Annotated in this window: 20 protein-coding genes and 1 riboswitch; of the genes, 9 read left to right on the top strand and 11 right to left on the bottom strand. The window is 61.4% G+C overall.

Annotation, left to right across the window (positions count from 1 at the left end):
* Window positions 1–67: 67 nt before the first annotated feature.
* The 3 genes from QA637_RS07785 (at window position 68) to QA637_RS07795 (ending at window position 2,917) form a co-directional block, all read left to right on the top strand.
* Window positions 68–805 (top strand): helix-turn-helix transcriptional regulator, encoded by a 738-nt coding sequence (locus tag QA637_RS07785; RefSeq protein WP_153440873.1) that lies wholly within the window; start codon window positions 68–70, stop codon window positions 803–805.
* A 153-nt stretch (window positions 806–958) separates the two neighbouring features.
* Window positions 959–1,603: an acyl-homoserine-lactone synthase gene (locus tag QA637_RS07790; protein WP_153440872.1), complete on the top strand. Its 645-nt coding sequence runs from the start codon at window positions 959–961 to the stop codon at window positions 1,601–1,603.
* A gap of 186 nt (window positions 1,604–1,789) precedes the next feature.
* A complete protein-coding gene (locus tag QA637_RS07795; protein ID WP_283064645.1) occupies window positions 1,790–2,917 on the top strand; it encodes a DUF2865 domain-containing protein in 1,128 nt (375 codons plus the stop codon).
* A 56-nt stretch (window positions 2,918–2,973) separates the two neighbouring features.
* Here QA637_RS07795 and bluB read toward each other — a convergent pair whose 3' ends face one another.
* The 3 genes from bluB to QA637_RS07810 form a co-directional block, all read right to left on the bottom strand.
* Window positions 2,974–3,672 (bottom strand): 5,6-dimethylbenzimidazole synthase, encoded by a 699-nt coding sequence (gene bluB / locus QA637_RS07800; protein WP_283064647.1) that lies wholly within the window; start codon window positions 3,670–3,672, stop codon window positions 2,974–2,976.
* A gap of 44 nt (window positions 3,673–3,716) precedes the next feature.
* Window positions 3,717–3,929, bottom strand: a riboswitch (cobalamin riboswitch).
* An 82-nt stretch (window positions 3,930–4,011) separates the two neighbouring features.
* Window positions 4,012–4,833, bottom strand: a complete 822-nt coding sequence (locus QA637_RS07805; RefSeq protein ID WP_283064649.1) for an SDR family oxidoreductase — start codon at window positions 4,831–4,833, stop codon at window positions 4,012–4,014.
* Window positions 4,834–4,905: 72 nt separating this feature from the next.
* On the bottom strand, window positions 4,906–6,099 hold the full coding sequence (locus QA637_RS07810) for a phytanoyl-CoA dioxygenase family protein (RefSeq protein ID WP_153440869.1): 1,194 nt from the start codon (window positions 6,097–6,099) through the stop codon (window positions 4,906–4,908).
* 98 nt (window positions 6,100–6,197) lie between these two features.
* Here QA637_RS07810 and QA637_RS07815 point away from each other — a divergent pair, with 98 nt between their 5' ends.
* Window positions 6,198–7,220 carry a LacI family DNA-binding transcriptional regulator gene (locus QA637_RS07815; RefSeq protein WP_283064651.1) on the top strand — a complete coding sequence of 341 codons (1,023 nt, stop codon included), beginning with the start codon at window positions 6,198–6,200 and terminating at the stop codon, window positions 7,218–7,220.
* A 24-nt stretch (window positions 7,221–7,244) separates the two neighbouring features.
* Here the strand turns inward: QA637_RS07815 and QA637_RS07820 are convergent, their stop codons facing one another.
* Both QA637_RS07820 and QA637_RS07825 read right to left on the bottom strand, forming a co-directional pair.
* Window positions 7,245–8,069, bottom strand: coding sequence for a TolB family protein (locus tag QA637_RS07820; protein WP_283064653.1), 825 nt, complete (start codon window positions 8,067–8,069; stop codon window positions 7,245–7,247).
* Between the two features lie 2 nt (window positions 8,070–8,071).
* The gene (locus tag QA637_RS07825) at window positions 8,072–9,754 is read right to left on the bottom strand and encodes an NAD+ synthase (protein ID WP_153440866.1); all 1,683 of its coding nucleotides are present in this window, start codon (window positions 9,752–9,754) and stop codon (window positions 8,072–8,074) included.
* A gap of 266 nt (window positions 9,755–10,020) precedes the next feature.
* Here QA637_RS07825 and QA637_RS07830 point away from each other — a divergent pair, with 266 nt between their 5' ends.
* The 3 genes from QA637_RS07830 to QA637_RS07840 all read left to right on the top strand — a co-directional run bounded on the left by QA637_RS07830 (window position 10,021) and on the right by QA637_RS07840 (window position 14,005).
* The gene (locus QA637_RS07830; protein WP_167528312.1) at window positions 10,021–11,943 is read left to right on the top strand and encodes an LTA synthase family protein; all 1,923 of its coding nucleotides are present in this window, start codon (window positions 10,021–10,023) and stop codon (window positions 11,941–11,943) included.
* A gap of 164 nt (window positions 11,944–12,107) precedes the next feature.
* Window positions 12,108–12,674 carry a DUF1003 domain-containing protein gene (locus QA637_RS07835; RefSeq protein ID WP_153440864.1) on the top strand — a complete coding sequence of 189 codons (567 nt, stop codon included), beginning with the start codon at window positions 12,108–12,110 and terminating at the stop codon, window positions 12,672–12,674.
* A 482-nt stretch (window positions 12,675–13,156) separates the two neighbouring features.
* Window positions 13,157–14,005, top strand: coding sequence for a hypothetical protein (locus QA637_RS07840; RefSeq protein ID WP_283064655.1), 849 nt, complete (start codon window positions 13,157–13,159; stop codon window positions 14,003–14,005).
* Between the two features lie 6 nt (window positions 14,006–14,011).
* Here the strand turns inward: QA637_RS07840 and QA637_RS07845 are convergent, their stop codons facing one another.
* The 5 genes from QA637_RS07845 to rpiA form a co-directional block, all read right to left on the bottom strand.
* Entirely contained in the window at window positions 14,012–14,407 is a 396-nt protein-coding gene (locus tag QA637_RS07845) for a GFA family protein (RefSeq protein ID WP_283064656.1), read from the bottom strand.
* A gap of 134 nt (window positions 14,408–14,541) precedes the next feature.
* Entirely contained in the window at window positions 14,542–15,915 is a 1,374-nt protein-coding gene (locus QA637_RS07850; protein WP_153440861.1) for a class II 3-deoxy-7-phosphoheptulonate synthase, read from the bottom strand.
* A 214-nt stretch (window positions 15,916–16,129) separates the two neighbouring features.
* A complete protein-coding gene (gor, locus tag QA637_RS07855; RefSeq protein WP_283064657.1) occupies window positions 16,130–17,521 on the bottom strand; it encodes a glutathione-disulfide reductase in 1,392 nt (463 codons plus the stop codon).
* Window positions 17,522–17,682: 161 nt separating this feature from the next.
* The gene (locus tag QA637_RS07860) at window positions 17,683–18,228 is read right to left on the bottom strand and encodes a DUF2059 domain-containing protein (RefSeq protein WP_153440859.1); all 546 of its coding nucleotides are present in this window, start codon (window positions 18,226–18,228) and stop codon (window positions 17,683–17,685) included.
* Window positions 18,229–18,349: 121 nt separating this feature from the next.
* Entirely contained in the window at window positions 18,350–19,045 is a 696-nt protein-coding gene (gene rpiA, locus QA637_RS07865; RefSeq protein WP_283064659.1) for a ribose-5-phosphate isomerase RpiA, read from the bottom strand.
* 221 nt (window positions 19,046–19,266) lie between these two features.
* Here rpiA and QA637_RS07870 point away from each other — a divergent pair, with 221 nt between their 5' ends.
* Window positions 19,267–19,950 carry an HAD family hydrolase gene (locus QA637_RS07870; protein ID WP_283064661.1) on the top strand — a complete coding sequence of 228 codons (684 nt, stop codon included), beginning with the start codon at window positions 19,267–19,269 and terminating at the stop codon, window positions 19,948–19,950.
* Window positions 19,951–19,978: 28 nt separating this feature from the next.
* Here the strand turns inward: QA637_RS07870 and QA637_RS07875 are convergent, their stop codons facing one another.
* Window positions 19,979–21,877, bottom strand: coding sequence for a L,D-transpeptidase family protein (locus QA637_RS07875; RefSeq protein ID WP_283064663.1), 1,899 nt, complete (start codon window positions 21,875–21,877; stop codon window positions 19,979–19,981).
* A gap of 508 nt (window positions 21,878–22,385) precedes the next feature.
* Between QA637_RS07875 and fumC the strand changes: the two genes are divergently transcribed.
* Window positions 22,386–23,777 (top strand): class II fumarate hydratase, encoded by a 1,392-nt coding sequence (fumC, locus tag QA637_RS07880; RefSeq protein ID WP_283064665.1) that lies wholly within the window; start codon window positions 22,386–22,388, stop codon window positions 23,775–23,777.
* Window positions 23,778–23,958: the final 181 nt, after the last annotated feature.

Genomic DNA, 23,958 nt, shown 5'->3' on the forward strand with positions numbered 1-23,958 from the left:
AATATTGCACTAGACAAAGCATGCCCCCATTACCATGCTTATCTAGGGGCAAGATTCGGTGTTGGGCATGACGGATCAACAGGCTGTCCTCGATCTATTGGACATTGTGGAGTACGGGGGCTGCGCCGAACCCGAGCAATTCTTCGCGTTGATGCGCCGCACTTTCAAGATCGCGCATCTGCTATACTTGGAAGCGGAGCCCCTTGCCGACGGACTAAAGGTATGCCGTCTGCACCACACGTTCGGCGCCTATGCCGCGGAAATCTATCGAACGAGAGCCCTCTACCGCATTGATCCTATCCTGCGGCTTGCGCTTGGTGGCGTGAGACCTGTCGAATGGACGACCGCCCGCAGACGATTCCCCGAGTGCGAACCGCTCTTCCATGCAGCGGAGGAAATCGGGCTTTCGACAGAGGGCGTTGCGCTGCCGCTGCCGTCACCTGCCGGGCGCATGGCGCTTCTCGCCATCAACGCCAACATGTCGCCTGCGGAATGGTCGATCTATCGGCGCTGCCATTTGCGTGACTTCCAGCTGGCCGCCAACCTCTTCCACGCATCGATGTTGGAACATGCGGCCACGGCAGGGGCGATCGATGAGCGCGACATGCGACTGACGGGCCGCGAAACCGAGGTGCTGACCTGGTCGGCGGCCGGCAAGAGCTATTGGGAAATCGCCACGATCCTCGGCATATCCGAGCGTACCGTCCGCTTTTTCATGACCAATGCGCGCCGCAAATTGAATGTCGTCTCCAATACGCAAGCCGTGGCGCAGGCAGTTCGCCACGCCCTGATCCCCACTATCTGACGGGTTCAAATTAACCATTGCGGTAGCCTCTGGACAAAAGCCCCGCAAATTTAGTGGGAAAAAATCTCCTTTTGAACTGTCACTACCGACAGTTACATGTGTCGGTTCAGCCTGACAGCATCTGCCCATCGCGCAAAAACGATGGAGCGAAAGATGATCAGGATTGTGAACGGTAACGCTCGCGGACAGCACCCGCGGGCCATCGACGAAATGTTCCGGCTGCGCAAGCGCGTGTTCCATGACTTCCTGAAATGGGACGTGAAGACGGACGGCGAGTGGGAAATCGACCATTACGACAAGGCGAACCCCCTTTATGTAATGTCGTACGCACCGGATACCGGAAAGCTACGCGGATCGCTGCGGCTGCTGCCGACGCTTGGGCCGAACATGCTGGACGATACGTTTCCGATTCTGCTCGGCGACAATCCCGAGATCCGTAGCGCTTCCGTGTGGGAATCGAGCCGCTTCTGCATCGATCCGGATATCTCGCAGGATCGCTCGTCGAACCAGGTAACGGTCGCCGCTGCGGAACTCATGTGTGGCGTGGGCGAACTGGGCCTTGCCTCCGGCGTCAGCCATATCGTCACGGTCACCGACGTCTTCCTCGAAAGAATGTTCCGTCGGATGGGTTGCCCCGGCGAGCGCATTGCCGATCCTCACCGGATCGGCTCCGTCTTCGCCGTGGCAGTCGCGTGGGAAGTGACGCGAGAACTACTTGAAACGATGAAGCATGTCGCCGCAATCGAGGGCACCGTGCTCGAACGCCCGATGTCGCTCGAAACAGCACGGGCCGCCTGATCCTTCTCGCCGGGCCGCCGTCGCGGCCCGGTCTATTCTCTCTTGCTGCGGTGCCCTGTTAACGCAAACTCTCCCTGGACGTTGCGCTGTTACGTCAACGCCTTATGATATGGATAAACAGGAGTTGGCGGTCGCGAAAGTCCTTGAAGAACGGATCGCGCACCAAGGCAGAAGAGACGAGAGCCAGTGCCCCGGATCGTCATATCCCGGAACTTCAAATCCGTGGCGGTGGCCCTGCTCCAGCTGCTGTTGGCGGGCGCTGACGGTGCGTCGGCCTCGACTGTTTGCGAACGCCTGAATGCACGGCTCACTGATCTCTCCACGGCCGTCAACCCAACCGCTAACCTGCGCGATTTCACGGGTGCCGTTTCCCGCCAGAACATCGAGCTCCGCCGGGCGAAGAACGAGCGACGCCGGATGGAGTGCGGCACCGGCAGTGTCGTCGTCATCGGTGGTGACAATGATGAGGCATGCGCGGCGCTGGATGAGACCATCGCCCGCATGGAGGACAACCTTCAACGGCTCAAGGCGCACCGCCACTCGTTGATATCTGGCGACACGGGCGACACGCGCCGGCGCATTCTCGCGGCGCTGGAACTGAACGGCTGCCATGACGAGGCCAATGCCCACGATCCAGTCGAGGAGCAGGACGAGTTCGCGAGTGCTGCGGTCGATGATGCCGAGCTCCCCCGCAATATCCTCAGGGATCTTTCGCCGGACAGCGAAGATTATCCGCTGCTGGGTGACGACAGCGAGACACAGGATTTTCCCCTGCTGCACGAGGAGCCCATGGGCAGCCTCAGGACAATGTGCGTCCGCACCTGCGACGGGGCCTTTTTCCCGATCTCGTCAAATGCAACGCCCGCGGACTTTGCCCGTGACGCCGAGCTGTGTCAGGCACGCTGCCCCGGTGCGCAGACGGAACTCTACTACCACGTTCTCGCTACGGAAGAGAGCGACCAGATGGTCTCGGCCTTGACCGGAAGGCCTTATACCGAGCTGCCGACGGCCTTTGCCTACCGGACGCGCGGCGTCGGTGCGCCAGGAGTTTGCGGCTGCCGAATCCCGGCTAGTGCGGCGACAGAAAATGGCAGGAAGGCGACGACCGGCAGCGAGCCGTCGGTCATCACGATCAATGGCGACCTGAAGCCGGCCGCGGGATCGGTACAAGCAAAGCCGGTGCGGGAAAGGCCCTACGACCCGGCGAACAGCAAGGTCCGTGTCGTGGGCCCGGCATTCCTGCCGCAAGAAAAAAGCGCGATCGACCTCAAGCACCCGCTCGGTCCGGGTTACCAGCCGGTCCAGGGCAACTGAGCCCATCTGCCGCATGCTGTCAAAGCAGTGGAGATACTGAGCTTATCGTATTGAATTCAGATGCTGTTTGCCTGTGGGACGCCCCACGCTTCCTCGAAGACAAGGTCCTCGAGCGGCAGGCGCTGACGCCATCCCTTCACGGCGAGTTCCGGCTGCTGATAGAGCTGATCGACAAACCCAAGGCAGAGCCAGGCGACGATTTCGATGTGCTCGGGAATACCGAGGATCGACTTGATCTCCTGCTCGTGGAAAATGCTGACCCAGCCGACGCCGACACCTTCCGCGCGTGCGGCGAGCCAGAGGTTCTGGACCGCGCAGACGGTCGAATAGACATCCATCTGCGGATTGTGCGTCCGTCCCAGCACGACCGCGCCACCGCGCGTGCGATCGCAGGTGACGCAAATGCTGAGCGGTGCCTTGCGAATGCCTTCAAGTTTCAGCGATCGGTATTGTGCCTGTCTCTCGCCGGAAAACATCAGCGCCGCTTCCTCGTTGGCGCGCTCGAACGCCTCCCAGACCTTCGCTCGCGTCACCTTTTGACGAACGAGCACGAAGTTCCAAGGCTGCATGAAGCCGACCGATGGCGCGCTATGGGCGGCACCAAGCAGACGGGTAATGAGTTCGTCCGGCAGCGGATCGGGAAGGAATTCATCACGCACATCGCGGCGTGTTTCAATGGCGCGGTAGACGGCGTCTCGCTCGTCCGGCGAAAAGGCTCCAGCCGCCGTCAGGCAGCCGCTCGGGTCAGGCCGCATCGTTCGATCCCCAACAATGCACAACCTCCCGCCGTCCGCGCGGGGCCGGTCTATCTCGCCAGGCCGGTCTTCTGACTCTGGTTCATCCAGCCGCGCCGCCTTCCCAAATCACTTGAGGATTCAGTGGCAATGTCCTGAACAAAATTCAGAACTTGTATTCGCGCGACCGTCCCCATCACAGCGTTGGGCACGTACCGGATTTGCACCGGCTTCCCGATTCTCCCGCCGTGGCGGGCACCTGACGGCCGCATATGGGCACAGCCGACGGCGAAAGGCAAGACGAGCCAAGCGGCTCGCCTCACCCAAAGCCTCCGCGCGGCATGGAGAACCGGCGCCGCGTCAAAGCGGCGCCGCCGGATGCGGGGAGCCATCGTAGGCGCCCCAGATTGATTGGTCGAAGCAGATCACCGAACCCGTCATCAAACCGGATTCCGCCGAGGAAAGATAGGCGCAGGCGCGCGCCACCTCGGCCGGATCGACAAGGCGGCCGAAAGGTTGGTTGGCTGCGGCCTTCTCCAGCCAGTCCGCAGGTGCATCGTGATATTCGCGTTGGATGCGATCCTCCCCCTCCGATGCCATCCAGCCGATATTGAGGCCGTTGACGCGGATACGGTTGCGCAAAAGCGCGTAGGCCGTGTTCTTCGTCAGCGTCTCCAGGGCGCCTTTCGAGGCGCAATAGGCGGCAATGAAGGGCTGGCCCGCCTTGGCCGACATCGAGCCAATGTTGACGATCGTGCCCTCGATCTTCTCGCGCCGCATTACCTTCACCGTCTCCTGCATGAGGAAGAAGGGCGCGCGCACGTTGACCGCGAACATGCGGTCGAAGAGTTCCGGCGTGGTGTCGAGGATCGTGCCACGGTCGGTGATGGCAGCGGCATTGACCAATGCGTCCACCCGGCCGAATTCCCTGTCGCAAGCCGCAACAACCTTGCGGGCGTCGTCGACCCGCTCGAGATCGGCGGCCACGTAAATCACCTTGGTGCCGGTCGCCTTGCCAATCTCGGCTGCTCTTGCCTCGCCTTTGGCAGCGTTGCGCCCGCAGATGATGATGCCGGTTGCGCCCCGTTCGGCAAAGAGCGCCGCGATCGTTGCACCGAGCCCCTGTGTGCCGCCTGTCACGATAGCGACCTTGCCATCAAGGCGGCCATAGTCCGTGCTCATGTAACTCCTCCTCTATTTCGCTTCCAAGCTCCCGCACTCCTTAGCGTCGGGAGTATCGCCCCGTCGCATTTCTCAGCTTCTCTTTTTCTCCGCCTGCGCGGCCAGTGCCTCCACGAAGGATTTGGTTTCCCAATCGGCCGCCAGCGCTTCATGCATCAGCTGTGCCTGCGTTTTCGGTGCCAGGCCGCCCAGCGGCGGGTCGCGATCGAGATTGGTCGGGAACGAGTAGCCTTCGGCGCAAGAAGCGATCGCATTGGCAATCTCGCCGGCCGAGAGCCTTCCGTCCGCTGCAAGAGCCTTCAGGGCCGGATAGAGCATGGCGCACATCCGCTCGCGATCGACCGTTTCCATCGCCCGTCCGAAGGCGGAGGAGACCTGGAGGAGATTTGCCACGCGCTTGATGTCTGCCGACCGGTTGGTGCCCGCCGCATGGAAGAGCGCCGGGTTGAAGAACACCGCATCGCCCTTCTCAAGCGGAAGCTGGACGTGGTTCTCGTCGAAATATGCTTTGAACTCCGGCCTTTTCAGCGCGAGATAGCCGGGCAAATAGCTCTGGCTGTAAGGCAGGAACAAGGTCGGCCCGCTTTCGACCGGCATGTCGCAATGGGCAACGGCGCCCTGCAGCGTCAGAACTGGCGAAAGCTTGTGCACATGTGCCGGATATTGCTCGATGACCGCCGACGTCTGGAAACCGAGATGATAGTCCCGATGCGCCGACTGTGCCGCGCCGCCCGGATTGACGCGGTTGACCTGCGCCGTCATCTGGTAGTTCGGCCCGAGCCAGGCCTCGCTGACGAGCGCGATGACCGCGTTGCCGTAGTAGGCCGCGAAATTTTCGGGAGAGCGCAGGCAATGCTTCTCCAGCGAATTCCAGATGCGGTCGTTGGCACCGGGCTTGGCGAAGTGGTCGCCGCCGCCACTGTTCGTGCGGTGTTGCTCCTCGATGATCTCGTCGAAAACACGGCTTGCTTCGTCGATAATGCTTGTGTCGGTGAAGGCGCGCTTGAACACCGCAACGCCCGGCCCTTCGGCCAGCACCGCGCAAATCTCCCCCAGAGCTGCGCGCCGACCGTCATCCGTCCTGCAATCGGCAACGAGGCTGGCACTGTCATAGATCAGGATGTTCTTTTGGCAATCGGCTGCATGCGGATAGTCGATCGGGTTGGTGCGGCGCTCGACCTCGGCGCGGAACGCCTCGATGCTGCAGGATTCCTCCGTCAGCCATACGCGTTCGACGCGCCTCCTCGCCGTGTTGTCGATCTTCATCCGATCTCCTCCTCGAGAAAATACAGTACCGACTATACGTCTCGCCCGCTTCTGGGATAGAGCAGGAATCCATCAAAAAACCATCACAAGGCTTGTTCGTGGCACATCCGTTTCTGGTCAAGGATATCGCATTTCAGGCAGGTGTGAGCACGGCCACGGTCGACCGGGTGCTCAATGATCGGACGGGGGTGCGCCCGCAGACGGTAGCGCGCGTCAAGGCGGCGATCCGCGAGCTTGAGAAGCAACAGGCGGGCATGGAGATCCAGGGTCGGAAATATGCGATCGACGTGGTGATGGAAGCGCCGGAGCGCTTTACCGACGCCGTGCGACGCGCTTTCGAAAATGAAGCGACGACCTTCATGCCGACGATCTTCCGCTGCCGCTTTCATTTGGCAGAAACGATGCGAGCACAGGAGATCGCGCAATTGCTCGACCGGATCCGCCTGCGTGGCACCGATGGCGTCGTCCTCAAGGCACCGGATGTGCCCGAAGTGACCGCTGCCGTGGCGCGGCTCGAAAGCGCGGACATAGCGGTGGTGACGCTCGTCACCGATCTTCCACACTCCGCTAGAACGGCCTATGCAGGGGCCGACAACCGCGCGGCCGGCGAGACCGCCGCCTATCTGATCGGCGAGCGCTTCGCCGGTCAGGCGGCGACCGTATTGGTCACGCTCTCAAGCAACCGCTTCCGCGGAGAAGAGGAGCGGGAGATCGGTTTCCGCCGGATATTGCGCGAGCGCTACCCTTCGATTGGTATCGTCGAGATCAGCGAGGGTTTTGGCAAGAGCGAGGAAACCGGCGTCCTCGCCCTTGATGCGCTGACGCGTCACCCCGAGATCAACGCCGCCTATTCGATCGGCGGAGGAAACCGCGCCGTGCTTGCCGCTTTCCATCAGCTCGACCGGACTTGTTCACTCTTCGTCGCTCATGATCTCGACCAGGAAAATCTGGAACTCCTGAGGGACGGACGCGTGCATTTCGTGCTGCATCATGACTTGAAGACGGACGCGCGTACGGCGTTTCGCGCCATCATGGGAAGAAGAACGGCTGTCGCCGGTTCCGGAGGCCAGTGCCTTTCGGCGGTCGAGGTGATCACGCCCTACAATCTGCCGGTCGCCTGAGGCGACGTACATGCTGCGAGGGAATCACTCAGGCTGATACCGCACGAACGCAAATGCCTCGCGGGTCGGCGACCAGCTTGGAACATTCATCGTCCCCTGCCCGCCGAAGAGCTCGAACAGCACGCGCGCATTGCCGCCTTCCGGATCCATGAGGCGAAGCCTGACGTCAAGATCACGCGGGTGGTCGAAGACGTCGCCGTCATAGGAGAGCACCAGCAGGTGCCGGCCATCCGGTGAGGGATGCGGAAACCAGTCGCCATAAGGGCTGTCGGTGATGCGTTGCACATCGCTGCCGTCGGGGCGAACCCGCCAGATCTGCATGCGGCCGGTGCGGCTGGAATTGAAATAGATCCAGTGCCCATCCGGCGACCAGTCCGGCCCGTCATTGCGCCCTTCGCCGTGGGTCAGGCGACGCTCCTCGCCGCCTTCGGTCGGGATCGTGTAGATGTCGAAGACCTGATCGCGGATACCGCAGTAGGCAAGTGTCCGCCCGTCCGGCGACCAGCCGTGCCAGTAGGACGGCAGATTCGGCGTCACCAAACGGGGCACCCCGCCCTCGATCGGCAGGACGTAGATCGCCGACTTGCCGAATTCGCTCTTGTCGCTGATGACGAGCGTCTGACCATCCGGTGAAATGCCGTGGTCGTTGTTGCATTGGCGGGCAAAGCCGGTGTCGATCTCAACGGGTTCGGAGCCGTCAAGCGCGAGACGATAAAGCCGGCCATCACCGTTGATCACCAGATAGCGTCCATCCGGCGACCAGTTCGGCGCCTCGACCAGTCGCTCTGTCTGCCAGACGATGCGAGCCTCGCCACTGCCGATGTCGAAGATCTCCACCGAACTGCGCATTGCTATCCCCTGTCACGGAAACGATTAGTAATCGGATAGCGCCGGTCGCGACCGAAGTTCTTCTTGGTGATTTTCACGCCCGGGGCTGACTGGCGGCGCTTGTATTCGGCGATGTAAAGCAGGTGTTCGACGCGATGGACTGTCGGTTCGTCATGCCCGCGGGCGACGATTTCCTCCGTGCTCATCTCCTTTTCCACCAGGCACTCGAGAATGTCGTCGAGCACCGGATAGGGCGGCAGCGAATCCTGGTCGGTCTGGTTCGGCCGGAGTTCGGCAGAAGGCGCCTTGTCGATGATGTTCTGCGGAATGACTTCACCGGAAGGCCCGAGCGCGCCAGGCGGCACCGCGCTGTTGCGCCAGCGCGAAAGCGCATAGACCTGCATCTTGTAGAGGTCCTTGATCGGGTTGAAGCCGCCGTTCATGTCGCCGTAAAGTGTGGCGTAGCCGACCGACATCTCCGACTTGTTACCGGTCGTGACCACCATCGAGCCGAATTTGTTGGAGATCGCCATAAGGATCGTCCCGCGCGTTCGGCTCTGGAGGTTCTCCTCGGTAATGCCGAGTTCGGTGCCCTCGAAGGCATCGGAGAGCGCGTTGAGGAAGCCTTCCACCGGCTCTTCGATCGCGACGATGTCGTAGCGGCATCCGAGCGCCTTGGCACAGGCCTCGGCGTCCTTCAGCGACTCTTGCGAGGTATATCGGTACGGCAACATGACGGTGCGCACCCGTTCCTCGCCGAGCGCATCGACGGCGAGCGCCGTGCAAATTGCCGAGTCGATGCCGCCCGAAAGGCCGAGCACGACATTCTTGAAGCCGTTCTTGTTGACGTAGTCCCGGAGACCCAGCATGCAGGCGCGGTAGTCCGCCTCGTCGCTTTCCGGTATGCGGGAATTTAACCCGTTTGACGAGGTCCAACCCTCCTCGCCCCGCCTCCATTCGGAGATCGCGACCGCCTCCTCGAACTGGCTCATCTGGAAGGCGAGCGACTTGTCCGCGTTGAAGGCGAAGCTCGCACCGTCGAAGACCAGTTCGTCCTGACCGCCGAGCTGATTTGCATAGATCATCGGCAAACCCGTCTCGATCACCTGCTTGAGGACGACCTGATGGCGGATATCGACCTTGCCGCGGTAATAGGGCGAACCGTTCGGAGAAAGCAGGATTTCGGCGCCGCTTTCCTTGAGTGTCTCGCAGACGCCGAGCTCGCCCCAGATGTCCTCGCAGATCGGTATGCCGATGCGCACGCCGCGGAAGTTGACGGGTCCGGGCATTCCACCGGCGTCGAACACCCGCTTCTCGTCGAACTCGCCGTAGTTGGGGAGATCCACCTTGTCGCGGATCGCAATGATCCTGCCCTCGTCCAGGACCGCGATCGAATTGTGACGGAGCGCTCCGGCCTGACGGGGAAAGCCGATGACGACGCCCGGGCCTCCATCTGCCGTATCGGCGGCGAGCCTCTCCACCGCCTGCAGGCAGGCCTTCAGAAATGCCGGTTTCAGAACGAGATCTTCCGGTGGGTAACCGGAAATGAAGAGTTCGGTGAACAGGAGCAAATCGGCGCCCTGGCGCGCCGCGTCCGCGCGCGCCTCGCGTGCCTTCGCCAGATTGCCGGCGATGTCGCCAACGGTCGGATTGAGCTGGGCCACGGCGATCCGTAGCGTTGAGGGAGCGGCTTTCTGTGCAGTCATGAGCGGGCCTGTGGTCTGTTCTCAGCGAATACATCTGACATACGCCCTGTTCTTAGCGCATACGGCGACAAAAAACCCACAGCCAATCGCATTCAATTCAAAAATTCCGAAAAATTCTGCATTTCCCGCCCTTTACGTGGCGAGATCACGGTCTTTTTGCGGGCATGGAACTCGCAACCATCTTAGCCGGTTTAGCCATTCATCCCCCGTTCAACATGACAGTCGTATGACAGTAAGACGAAAGATTTATGAAATTGGAGACGCCGTTGGCCAGTATCGATTCCGCCGCCGCGAGACGCTCCCAGACCTTTGTCGATAGGTCTGGGGCCTCCGTCAGGAACGCCAAGGCGCTGGCCGGCACGCGCAGCGCGTTTTTCTCCCTTTTTATAGCTGCGGCGCTCGTATTCGCGATCGAACTGATCGTGCGCCAGTCCCTCGCCGAGACCGTCGCCTATTTCATCGATCCCATGCGTCCGGCGTGGACGACCATCGCTGTTTTCTTCCTGGTTCTGCTTGCTGTCGACGCACTCTTCGGCCGCGAGCACAAGGCGGCCCTCCTTGTCGTGCCGCTCGCGATTTTGCCAGCATTCATCAGCGAGCAGAAGCAGGTCTTCCTCTCCGATCCGCTTTATCCGACCGATTTCCTTTTCGGACGGCAGATCATGGAATTGATGCCCGTCCTTGTTAAGGACCGCCCGTGGACCGCCGTCGCGGTCGTGGTGGGGTTGATCGCCATGATCGCCACCATCGGCCTGCTCATGCGCTATGCCTGGCGGAACTTTCCCAAGCTGACGCGCAGGGAGCGTCTCGTTCGCGTCGGCTTTGCGCTGCCGCTTCTCGTCGCCTTCTGGCACATCATGGACTACAACCAGTTCTCGTGGATCCGCGATCGCTTGCGGGTGATCCCGATCATGTGGGACCAGACCGAGAACTATCGCCACAACGGCTTTGCGCTCGCCTTTGCGATCAACCTGCCGATGGCCAATGTCAGCGCGCCGGCGGGCTACATGGCGGATGCGATCGACCGCATTCCGGTCAAGCCTCTGCCTGCCGGAACGACGCATCGCGGCAAGCCGGATGTGATCGTGGTCATGAGCGAATCCTTCTGGGATCCGACACGCCTGCCGAACGTGAAGCTTTCCCCCGATCCGATGCCGACGGTCCGCGAAATGCAGGTGGGTAACGTCTTCTCGCCGGAATTCGGCGGCATGACCGCCAATATCGAATTCGAGACGCTGACCGGCTTTTCGAATGCCTTCCTGCCCTATGGCAGCATTCCCTACCAGCAATATATCCGCAAACCGATCCCCTCCCTCGCAACCTTCTTCCGCAGCGAAGGCTATGTCTCGCGCGCCATCCATCCCTTCCAGGGCTGGTTCTGGAACCGCACAGCCGTCTACAAGGCCTTCGGCTTCGACACGTTCCGCTCGGAAGAGAACCTGCCGGCGATGCAGAAGCGCGGGATCTTCGCCTCGGACGAATCGCTGATGAAGGAGATCATCCGCCAAGCGGATGCCATGAGAGACCCCTTCTTCTTCTTCACGGTGACCTTGCAGGGCCATGGTCCCTACGAGCCGAACCGCTATGCGAGGAACACGATCAAGGTCGAAGGTAACCTCCCCGAAGGTGACCGCCAGGTGCTCGCCACCTATGCCCAGGGCATCAAGGAAGCGGACGACAGCCTGAAGATGCTGATGGACTGGGCGAAGAAGCGCGACCGCGAGACGATAATCGTGCTCTTCGGCGATCATCTCCCGCCGCTCAACACCGTCTACACCAACACCGGTTACATGAACGACGTGACCGCCTCGCGCAAGGGTACGAAGGAGCAGATGAAGGCGCAGCACGAAACGCCGCTCGTCGTCTGGTCGAACAAAACGGGCCCGAAAAAGAACATCGGGACGATCAGCCCGGCCTTCCTTTCCTATCAGATCCTGAAGCAGGCCGGTTACGAGCACCCCTATTACACCGGCTTCCTGGGCAAGGTTTACGATCAATACCGCGTCGTCGACCGCTATATGGTGATCCGCAAGAACGGCAAGGACATCGCAGAGTGGTCGCGACGGCCGAAGATACCCGCGTCGCTGCGCGATTACCGCTTCCTCCAGCACGACATGATGTTCGGCAAGCGGTTCAGCACGGATCGCTTCTTCAAGTCCCACGCCGAACTCTTCCCCGTCGGTTCCTGAATCCCGACGGCGGGGCACGAACTGCCCCGGCCGTCGTAGCCAGCCTCTGCGTGACAACCCGGCATACGCTCCTTCGAGCATCGCCAAGGCTGTTGACGGAAAACCGCTTCACAGATTTCCCGGCACTGTCCTAAATAGCCTCCGAGCCATTTCCGGAGGCCAACATGGCGCATTTCAACGAAATTTCCCAAATCCTGTTCGGCAAGCCCAGCAGCCAGTTGAGTGAAATCGAACACCGCATCCTGAAATACGCGAAGGAGCGACGGCCTCTTTCGACGGATACACATGCGGCATTCGACACCAGCCTTTCCTTCGGCGCCAGGCTTGCCGACGCCATCGCGCGCGTCGGGGGCTCCTGGACTTTCATCCTCGGCTTCTGCGCCTTCCTCGTCGCCTGGGTCGTCATCAACTCGATCCTTCTCGTGCAGGGCGCGTTCGATCCCTACCCGTACATCTTCCTCAACCTGGTGCTTTCGATGCTTGCAGCACTTCAGGCGCCGGTCATCATGATGTCGCAAAACCGACAGGCCGAACGAGATCGCTTTGCCGCCTCGAAGGACTACGAGGTCAATCTCAAGGCAGAAGTCGAGCTGATCGCGCTCCACCACAAGGTGGATGACGTGCTGCTCCGCGAAATCGTCGAACTGCGTTCCGAACTTGCCAGCCTCATTCGCCAGGTAGGGCAGTCCCTACCCGCGACGGATCGCGGTCAGGAAGGGACGGAAGAATAACGCAAACCGACGCGCTCATAATGCAACACGAAATAAAGCCGCGAACGAACGGGGCTACATCGCAACTTATTAGCGTATGAGAAAATTAACGTTTGAGGCGCACCCTGAAAATGCGGGGTATTGGAATGCAGCGACGATTCACGACAGCTGCGTCCTTCTGGAATGCCTGGTGGATCAGGCACCCTGCAATCGGCCCGCGATCAAGCGGGATTACGAGAACATGACGAGCTCTCCATTATCTTATTACGAACATCCGCCGCTGCAGTTTTAGCGGCGCGTGGAACTTCGCCTGAAACGAACAATGACCTTGCGCGCTAAGCGCAAGGTTGAAATGTTAGTGAATTGCCAGAGCAAGGCTGTGTGTTGCCCGGAACACGCATCGATGGCCGTGTTTCGTTGCAGCGCCATTGGGGGCATGCGCGTAGATGCAGCGGGCTGCGGGGAAGGAAAACGTTGAGCAAAAGGGTCCACCTGGTTTCACGGTGGAAGCGTTGCTGCAAAATCCGGCATTCCGGCCAGCCTTGCAGGTGGGTGCGCGCAACCTCATCTCGCTGAACGATCTCTTCCCGCGCGTCTCTCGCATGGTGGCGGCCCATCAGAAGTGGATACTTACGCAAGCGGCCTATGCCCTCCACCTCGAGCGCGACCGCGACGATCCCGACTCCGGCGTCACTGCGGCGCGCCTGCTGAAGCTGATGCGCGAAACCGGCGGCGCGAGCCGAAACACCGCGACTGCATTTCTTGCCGAATTGCTCGCCTATAAGCTGCTCCGGCCCGCCAGCGGCGGCCGAACCCGGAGGACGCGGCCGCTTGAGCCGACGGAGATCAGCCAACATGCGATGCAACTCTGGTTCAAAAGCCAGATGAGAACGCTCGACCTCCTGGACGGAGGAACCAGGGTCGAGCGCATCGAGGCCGACATCGCCATTTTCGAACGCGCTCAACCGATGGCCGCGCGGCGCCTGATCAACGACAGCAAGTGGACGCAGCCGCCGCAGGGCGTTGCCGTATTCGTCTGGTCGGAGTCTGGCGGAATACTGCTCGACGACCTTATGACGCGCCCGTCAGCCCTTGTTCCGGAAGACGGAAGAGTATGGATCAGCGTCAATCTGGCGGCACTCGCGGAGCACTACGCGATATCGAATACGCATGTCCGTCGCCTGTTTTCAAACGCGGAGAAGTCCGGCTTCATCGGCAGGCCCGATGACGGCACGCGGGGCCAGTTCTGGCTAAGCGAACGGTTGGTCGAGGAGTACGCCTTCTGGCAGGCCGTGAAGTTCGAAGCTCTGGCTATCGCTTTCGATCGGGCAGCGGCGACGCCGGGACTATAGGTGACTTCAGGCGCGGCCCTGGTCAAATTTCGGCAGTTCGTCTTCGATAGCGTAGTAGTCGCCCTTGTCGGCGCAATAGATATGGTAACCGGGTTCAAGCCGCGTCGGCGTCTTGAAGGTACCCGCAAGAATTGATGTGTAGTCGAGTGCGTCGGCCTTCCAGAAAAGTGCCGATCCACAGAACCGACAAAAGCCGCGTTGCGCCTCGGCGCTCGATCGATACCAGGTGATATTGTCCGCGCCTTCGACATCGATATCGTTGTTCGGCACGTTCGTGGCGGCGTAATAGAGGCCGGTTTGTTTCCGGCATTGCGAGCAATGGCAGAAGATGATCTCCCTGAGCTTCCCGCGCGTCTTGAACCGCACAGCGCCGCAGAGGCATCCGCCTTCATGAATTTCCATACTCGTCCTCCCGCCGTCCAATTTCGCACTCGAACAAAAAGCCGGGCCAGCTTTATCGGCTGGCCCGGCCCTGTCAAATTCAGATGACGCGCTGATCGATCAGAAATATTGAACCATGCGGACCGCGTCCCCAATCAGCCGTTGACGACCATTTTCTTCTCGTCGCGGCCGCCCTTCATGCGCTCGGCGAGCAGGAAGGCAAGTTCAAGAGCCTGATCCGCATTCAGGCGCGGATCGCAATGGGTGTGGTAGCGATCCGCAAGGTCGTCTCCGGAAAGCGCGCGGGCGCCGCCGGTGCATTCGGTGACATCGTTGCCGGTCATCTCGATGTGGATGCCGCCCGGGTGCGTGCCTTCCGCACGGTGAATCTGGAAGAAGCTTTCGACTTCCGAGAGGATCCGTTCGAACGGCCGGGTCTTGTAGTTGTTGAGCGTGATGGTGTTGCCGTGCATCGGATCGCACGACCAAACGACCTTCTTGCCCTCGCGCTCGACCGCGCGGATGAGGCGCGGCAGATGCTCGGCCACCTTGTCGTGACCGAAGCGGCAGATCAGCGTCAGGCGGCCCGGCTCGTTTGCCGGGTTGAGCAGGTCGATCAGTTCCAAGAGGCCGTCCGCCGTCAGCGATGGGCCGCACTTGAGGCCGAGCGGGTTCTTGATGCCACGGCAATATTCGACGTGCGCATGATCCGGCTGACGCGTGCGGTCGCCGATCCAGATCATATGGCCCGAGGTCGCATACCAGTCGCCGGAGGTCGAATCGACGCGGGTGAGCGCCTGCTCATAGCCAAGCAGCAGCGCCTCGTGGCTGGTGAAGAAATCGGTCTCACGCAGGCTCGGGTGGTTTTCCGAGGTGATGCCGATCGCCTTCATGAAATCCATGGTCTCGGAGATCCGGTCGGCGAGTTTGCGGTAGCGCTCGGCCTGCGGGCTGTCTTTGACGAAACCCAGCATCCACTGGTGCACGTTCTCGAGGTTGGCGTAGCCGCCCATCGCGAAGGCGCGCAGAAGGTTCAGCGTCGCGGCCGACTGGCGGTAGGCCATGACCTGCCGCTCCGGATTTGGCACGCGGGCCTCCTCCGTGAACTCGATGCCGTTGATGATGTCGCCGCGGTAGCTTGGCAACGTCACGTCACCCTGCTTTTCCACGCCCGAGGAGCGCGGCTTGGCGAACTGGCCGGCGATGCGGCCGACCTTGACCACCGGCTGCTGCGCACCGAAGGTGAGCACGACTGCCATCTGCAGGAAGGCGCGGAAGAAATCGCGGATGGTGTCTGCGCCGTGCTCGGCGAAACTCTCCGCGCAGTCGCCGCCCTGCAGCAGGAAGCCACGGCCTTCGGCGACATTGGCAAGCGCAGTCTTCAGACGCCGCGCCTCGCCGGCAAAAACGAGCGGCGGATACTTCGCGAGGCGTGTTTCCACTGCCTCAAGCGCTGCGAGGTCCGGATAATCCGGCACCTGCTGAATGGGTTTCTGCCGCCAGCTGTTCGGAGTCCAAGTCTGTGCCATTTCCATCACCTGTTGTCTGACGCGGGAGCCCCGCGCACGTCGCGCCTGCGGTCCTGTAACCGCCGGGTGTTCGGATTTCCGTGATCCAAGCCGTCGCGCCCGCCCCCCCCCCGAGCCGATGACTTCGCGGATGCGGGCTTATAAACGTTAACGTGGGGCTTGGAAAGGCATTCTACCAGAAAACATCGGCGGTCGCGTGCCGCCTGCCGCAGTTTCAAGCGACCCGTTCGCCCTTCCTGATCCGGTACGAAGGTTGATACATGGTCACCAGTTCCTCCGCCGCCGTCGGATGCACGGCCATGGTGCGATCGAAGTCGTCCTTGGTGCACCCCGCCTTCAGCGAAATCCCGAGCAGCTGCGCCATTTCGCCGGCATCGTGGCCGAGGATATGTGCGCCCACCACCTTGCGATCGGCGGCGTTGACCACAAGCTTCATGATCATCTTTTCCTTCCGTCCCGAAAGGGTCGCTTTCATCGGACGGAACTCGGCGCGATAGACTTCGAGCTCATCGAATTTGCGTGCCGCATCCTCTTCCGTCATTCCGACCGTGCCGATCTCCGGCTGCGAGAACACGGCCGTCGCGATCTGGTCGTGATCCGGCGACGTCGGGTTGTTCTTGTACTCGGTCTCGATGAAGCACATGGCCTCATGGATCGCCACCGGCGTAAGCTGTACACGGTCGGTCACGTCGCCGAGCGCGTAGATGCCGGGTGCGCTCGTGCGCGAGAAGGCATCGACAATGATTGCGCCGCGCTCGTTGACCTTTACGCCGGCGTTCTCGAGGCCGAGACCCCTGGTGTTCGGCACGCGCCCCAGAGCGAGCATCACCTGGTCGACGACCAGTTCGCCGTGCTTCATCGTCTGAGCGACGCGTCGGCCCTGTGCAGCGGTCGATACCTGCTGGATGATGTCCTCGCACAGGATGCGGATGCCCTTCTCTTCCATCGCCGCATGCAGGCCACGCCTGAGGTCCTGATCGAAGCGCGACAGAATTTCCTTGCCGCGATAAATCAGCGTCGTCTCAACGCCCAGCCCATGGAAAATATTGGCGAATTCGATAGCTATATAGCCGCCGCCGGCGATGAGGATCGATTTCGGCAGTTCGGCGAGATCGAAGGCCTCGTTGGAGCTAATGCAGAGCTCGTGCCCCGGAAGCGCGTCGTGCGGGCTCGGATGTCCGCCGACGGCAATCGCGATGCGCTCGGCCGTCACGGTCTTGCCGCTCGCCAGCAGTCGCACCGTGTTGGGCCCCGCGAGTTCGGCGCGGGTATCGAGGATTTCCGCGCCGGCATTGGCGAGCCCCTTGCGGTACAGGCCCTCGAGACGGGAAATCTCCTGTTCCTTGGCCGCGACCAGCTTCGCCCAGTCGAAACGGCTTTCGCCAACCGCCCAGCCGAATCCCGCCGCGTCCTCGAAATGCTCGGAATATTGCGAGGCATAGACATAGAGCTTCTTCGGAACGCAGCCGCGAATCACGCAGGTGCCGCCATAACGAAACTCCTCCGCAATCGCGACCTTCTTGCCGAGCGCCGCTGCCAGACGCCCGCTTCTGACGCCACCCGAACCGCCGCCGATCACGAAGAGGTCATAGTCGAAAGCGGTCATGGCGAGCTCCTGGTGTAAAAAATCGTATCAGTCGAAAATGTCGATGGATGGAAGGCACAAACCCCGCCTCACCCCTCGCCATTGATATAGTATTGCGACGCAAAAAAAGAAAAGCCCGGATCGCTCCGGGCTTCGTCGATCGGTCGCCGGCCTTGCGGCAATTACTGCTGCGCCGGAGCTGCGGCACCAGCGTCTGCTGCAGGCGCGGCGCCGATGGTCGCGTCGAGCGACTTGGTCGCCTCCTGGGTCAGGTCGCGCGAAACGCCGGCGGCCCAGATATCGGCTGCCTTCAGCAACTCGCGGGAAGCAATCGGGCCGTCGTTCAGCAGCTTCTTGCCGGCCGCCGAGCTGTAGAACTCCGTGATCGCGTTCAGTTCCTCGACCGAGAACGTCTTGGCATAAATGGCTGCGGCCTCACGCTCAAGGTCCGCGCGCCGCGCCGCAAGGGCGAGCGCCTTCTCATCAACCGTTGCGGTGATCAGTTCCTGGTGGTTCGGCGAGGACTGGATCAGAGTATTCTTCAGTCGTTCGGCGAGACGCGGCAGAATGTTGTCGAAAGTGTTGGTCACGCCGAGCGCCGCGATGGTCGCGCGTGCCGCCTTGATCTGATCTTCCGACACGTCCTGGGCGCGAACCGCCGGAACCGATACCGAAACGAGAACGGCAGCGGCCGCGAAAGTGCGGGCAAGACCTGTGAGTTTGTTCATTGTTATCCATGCTCCTGTGTTGGCACCTGTCGCCCGGCCCATTTGCCGCTGCCAGGCTGAAATGTGCGGAAACCTATTTTCTGCGCCTTCCGTGACGCTTCATCGAAGCGGCGGGATCGGCTCAGGACGCCGTCAGGGTACGAGCTCCCTCCGGACCGGCGATGATCGCCAATGACGCAATCCCGATGAACAGGCCGTGCTCAACCACCCCGGGAATGCCATTCAGCTCTGCCGCGAGCGCATCTGCATCAGGAATACGGCCAAAAGATGCATCAAGAATGAGGTGGCCGCCGTCGGTCATGAAGGGGCCGTCGCCCGACGCACGAACGACGATATCGCCCGTCATACCCATGCGGGCCGCGACCTTCTCTATTGCGAGCCGCGTTGCGACTTGCCCGAACGGATTGACTTCGATCGGCAGCTTGAAAGCGCCGAGCACGTCGACGACCTTCGATTCGTCGGCAATGACGACCATCCGCTTGGAGGCGCTGGCAACGATCTTTTCACGCAGCAGCGCGCCGCCACCGCCTTTGATCAACCTCAACTTTCCATCGACTTCATCGGCGCCGTCGATCGTCAGATCCAGCTCCGGCAGTTCGTCGAGCGACTTCAACGGCACGCCGAGCTCGAGGCAAAGCCTCGCCGTGCGCTCGGACGTCGGCACGCCGACGATCTGAAAGCCTGACGCAACCTTTTCGGCGAGCAACCGAACGAATTCTTCCGCGGTCGAACCGGTACCGATTCCAAGCCGCATGCCGTTCTCGACATATTCAAGCGCCGCGGCTGCGGCCTTGATCTTCATCTGGCGGGCGTCCATGCGCCACTCGCTCCCTCATGATCGCTCAGATGGCGAGGCCAGGCAGGCCAGCCACTGTCCAATTTCCGCTGAGACACTTACACGCCCGTCGCCGCAAACAAAAGCCAAAATAAGAGCGCCTTGCCGGATTCCCGCAGCAGGCTGCGCTGATCCGCGCCATTGCATTCTTCGCCCACTTCGCCTACCCGAACAGCTATGGTTTCCGCAACGCGAGGTTCCCGGTGTCTCCACCCATTGTCGTCTTCGATCTCGACGGTACGCTTGTCGACACCGCTCCGGATCTCGTCGCCAGTCTAAACCACGCAGTCACACAGGCGGGCGTCGAACCGGTCACCTATGCGGATTTGACCCATCTCGTCGGTCATGGCGCGCGGGCGATGATCGAGCGTACGTTCGCGCTGCGCGGCAAAGCACTCAGCGAAGAGGACCTTGCCTGGCAGATGAAGGAGTTCGTGGATTTCTACCACGGCTCGATGCCGGGGGACTCGTTGCCCTATCCGGGCCTCGTCGCGGCACTCGATCGCCTGCAGGATGCCGGCCTGAAGCTCGCTGTCTGCACCAACAAACCGGAAATGCTGGCAACGCGCCTTCTGGAAGGGCTCGGTCTGCTCGGACGGTTCGCAGCGGTCGCCGGGGGTGACACCTTCACGGTGCGCAAGCCGCATGCGGAACACCTGCTTTCGACGGTTGCCAATGCCGGCGGCATCGCCGAGCGCTCCGTGATGGTCGGCGACAGCCTCAACGACATTCTTGTCGCGCGGAACGCTTTGGTGCCTTCTATTGCCGTGCCGTTCGGCTATTCCGACGTGCCGATCGAGAGCCTCGCTCCCGATCGCATCATTCAGCATTTCGACGAGTTGACGCCCCATCTGGTTGAAACACTTCTCACGCGAAAGCACAAATGAGAAGGGCCGCGTTTGCGGCCCTTCCTACTTATCCCTCGGCGCGGCGTGCGCTTCGCGTCGCATCCAATGCCCGGTTCACATACATGTCGCGGTCATAGACATCGTTGAAATATTCAACGGTACCGGTCTTGTTCGGCCAAGCGGTAAAATAGGACACGTAGACGGGCACCTTCTGCGGCACCTGCAAGGCCTTGTTGTGGCCACTCGCAATTTCCTTGCCGACGTCGTCGATGCTCTTACCGAGAACCGCCGCGGCCATGCGGCGCGGATCGGCGAGGCGCACGCAGCCGTGACTGAGCGCCCGCTGGTCACGCTTGAAGAAGCTCTTCGACGGCGTGTCATGCATGTAGATCGCGTGGGCGTTCGGGAAGAGGATCTTCAGTTCGCCAAGGGCGTTGTCGCTGCTCGGCGGCTGGCGCACTGCTACCGAGGTGGTGGATCCGTACCAGTTCACCGCGGACGACGGCACGACGCGGCCACCGACTTCGACCTGATAACCCATTCGATCGAGATAGCCGGGATCGCTCCTGAGCTTCGGCAGCATTTCGTTGACGATGATCGACTGCGGCACCCCCCAGTAGGGGTTGACCTCGACCGTCTGGATCTCATCCTGGAAGAAATAGGTCTGGTTCGTCTTCGAGCCGACAACGACGCGCATGGAGAACTGCTCCGTGCCCTGGTCGGTGTAGGAGGCCGTGAATGCGGGCTGGTTGATGAAGACGTAGCGGCTGCCCAATCCGTCGGGGAGCCAGCGCGCCTGCTCCATCGCGATTTCAATCTTGTTGATTTTGCTGTCGGTCGTCTCGCCACCCGTCAGCACACGGATCGAGGCCTGGCCGACGACGCCATCCGCTTTCAGGCCACGTTCCTTCTGGAAGGCCTCGACGACGGAAACCAACTCGGGCGTGTAGTCGGGCGTTCCCTGATAGCTCGCGAGCACGACGGCGTGTTCGGCCTTCAGCGATTCGGACGCCTTGAGCTTGATGCCGGCGATGACATTGGCGAGTTCCGGGTTGCTCTGGCCGGGCTTCAGCAGCGTACCCGGAGCGATTTCCACCCGCGGGGTCGCATCCGTCAGCGCGCGCAGGCGTTCCAATTCCGCCTTCAGGGCCAGAAATTGCGGGCTTTTGGGATTCTGGCTTTCAATCAGCGCCGCGGCGTCGTCGCTTCCTGCCAACTTGTCGAGGAATGCGAAGAGATCGACGCTCTTGCGCTTGAAGTCGTGATAACCGGAGATCTTGTTCGGATCGATGCGGCCGCGCACCGTATCCTGAACATAGGTCAGCGTTGCAACCGACATCGCCAGTTCGAACTGCACGAGTTCCTTTTCGCGGGCGATCATGTCGCCTCGATCGAAGGTGTCGGATGGCACGTCAACCGCGTAGTCCTGCGGGTCGAGGCCGACCTTCGCAGCCTGTGCGAGCACCGCAAGGGCCGACTTGGCGCGCGTGTTGACGCCGGTGCCATCGATCCACACGAAGTCTGTCCGGCCGCCATAGTAGTTCTCGACCGCCTTTGCGACGGCGTCCGTAGCGCGGACGTTGATCTCGGGGAGAAACTGCCGCGCGTCCGAAAGCGGCGGGCGCAGCATCGGCGGCAGGGCACCATTTTGCACCGAACCGGTCACGACGGGATCGAGCAACCGGTCCGTGGCGATCCGGCGCAGCGGCTCGGCCTTATAGGTATAGTACCGTGGTCCGGTGACGCGCGGCGGCTTTGCAGCCATTCTCGGATCGATCTGCTGCGGCACGATCATGCCGACACCTGGCAGCGGCCGGGCAGGCTGGGCGTGCTCCGGCGACGTTCGCTTCTTGCCGCCCCGAATGAAGTCCATAAGGGTGAGCGCCGATGCCGGCCTTACATCCATGGTTGCAATCGCACACCCACACATGAGCGCCACAATCGCTGCCGACTTGATAATTCTCATTAGAACAAAGATCCCCGTATTGCGTTGTCGCCGAATTCGGCCGGTGCCAGATTCTCGCCACGCCCTCGTGCTCCACGACTTATAGAAAAGGATGGTGAATGAAAAGGAAACGGCCCGCCTTCCCTCGGCCGAAACCTGTCTCAGAACACCCAGTTGAAGGCCGCGTGAAGCGCCATAAAAATTTGATTCGTATTCACTTTGCGCCGGTTGCGCCTGCATCGGTGCTTCCCCGGTTACAATTCGCCGTGCATGAGGAAAACGCGCAATGTGACGGAAAGGCCACAACTCGCGACCGCGAATAGCCCGGATCAGCCGCGGCGGGCGCTAAAGCAGTTCGATTGCCGCGCTGCAATAATTCAAACGATTGTAGGCGGAGCCATGCCTTTGCCGCCCCTTTACAAGCTTGTATGACCGGGGCAGAGAGATGCCGGCACCGGGGCGTAGCGACCGGCTGAGACAGGGTTTCTCGCCTCGGCTTCATGAACCGCAGACGAAAGCAGGTATCACGATGACATCGACCCGCACCGAAACAGACACGTTCGGCCCCATCGAAGTGGCTAGCGACCGCTATTGGGGCGCCCAGGCGCAGCGTTCGCTTGGGAACTTCAAAATCGGCTGGGAAAAGCAGCCGGTCGCGATCGTCAGGGCCCTAGGCATCGTCAAGCAGGCAGCGGCGCGCGCCAACATGGCACTTGGTCGCCTCGACCCCGCGATTGGCGATTCAATCGTCAAGGCGGCGCAAGAGGTCATCGACGGCAAGCTCAATGATCACTTCCCGCTCGTCGTCTGGCAAACCGGTTCCGGCACGCAGTCAAACATGAACGCCAACGAGGTCATTTCCAACCGGGCGATCGAACTGCTCGGCGGCGTCATGGGCTCGAAGAAGCCCGTTCATCCGAACGATCACGTGAACATGAGCCAGTCGTCCAACGACACTTATCCGACGGCCATGCACATCGCCTGCGCCGAGCGCGTCATCCACGACCTGCTGCCGGCGCTGAAGCATCTGCACAAGGCGCTCGAAGATAAGGTGAAGGCCTTCGACCACATCATCAAGATCGGCCGCACCCACACGCAGGACGCGACGCCGCTGACGCTCGGCCAGGAATTTTCCGGCTATGCCGCGCAGGTCGCGTCCTCGATCAAGCGCATCGAGATGACCCTGCCCGGCCTTTGCGAACTCGCCCAGGGCGGCACGGCCGTCGGCACGGGTCTCAACGCGCCGATCGGTTTCGCCGAGAAGGTTGCCGAAGAGATCGCCGCGATCACCGGCATCGCCTTCACCTCGGCGCCGAACAAGTTCGAGGCACTCGCAGCTCACGATTCCATGGTCTTCAGCCATGGTGCGATCAACGCCACCGCAGCCGCGCTCTTCAAGATCGCAAACGACATCCGCTTCCTCGGCTCCGGACCGCGCTCCGGCCTCGGCGAACTGGCGCTGCCGGAAAACGAGCCGGGCTCGTCGATCATGCCCGGCAAGGTCAATCCGACCCAGTGCGAGGCACTCACTCAGGTCTGCGTCCAGGTGTTCGGCAACCACGCGGCCCTCACCTTCGCCGGCAGCCAGGGCCATTTCGAACTCAACGTCTACAATCCGCTGATGGCCTATAACTTCCTTCAGTCGGTACAGCTTCTCGCCGATGCGGCCGTTTCGTTCACCGACAATTGCGTCGTCGGCATTGAGGCGCGCGAGGACAATATCAAGGCGGCACTCGACCGCTCGCTGATGCTCGTCACAGCGCTGGCGCCGAAGATCGGCTACGACAATGCCGCCAAGATCGCCAAGACCGCACACAAGAACGGCACGACGCTGCGCGAAGAAGCCGTCGGCGGCGGCTATGTGACCAACGAAGAGTTCGACGCAATCGTCCGCCCGGAAACGATGATCAGCCCCGCCTGACCGATCTCGATTGCCGCGGCGCGCTCACCGGCGCCGCGGCGACACCCGCCGCCGTCATCATACGCGGCGCTACCGCATGTTTGCTTAAAATCAAAGTATTACAGCGCCCTTTGCGCGCCCGACAAGACGCATCGTGCCGTAGGCGCATCAACCCCAAATTGGTCGAATTGTACCGATCCGC

Source organism: Sinorhizobium terangae (genome assembly GCF_029714365.1).
GTDB lineage: Bacteria > Pseudomonadota > Alphaproteobacteria > Rhizobiales > Rhizobiaceae > Sinorhizobium > Sinorhizobium terangae.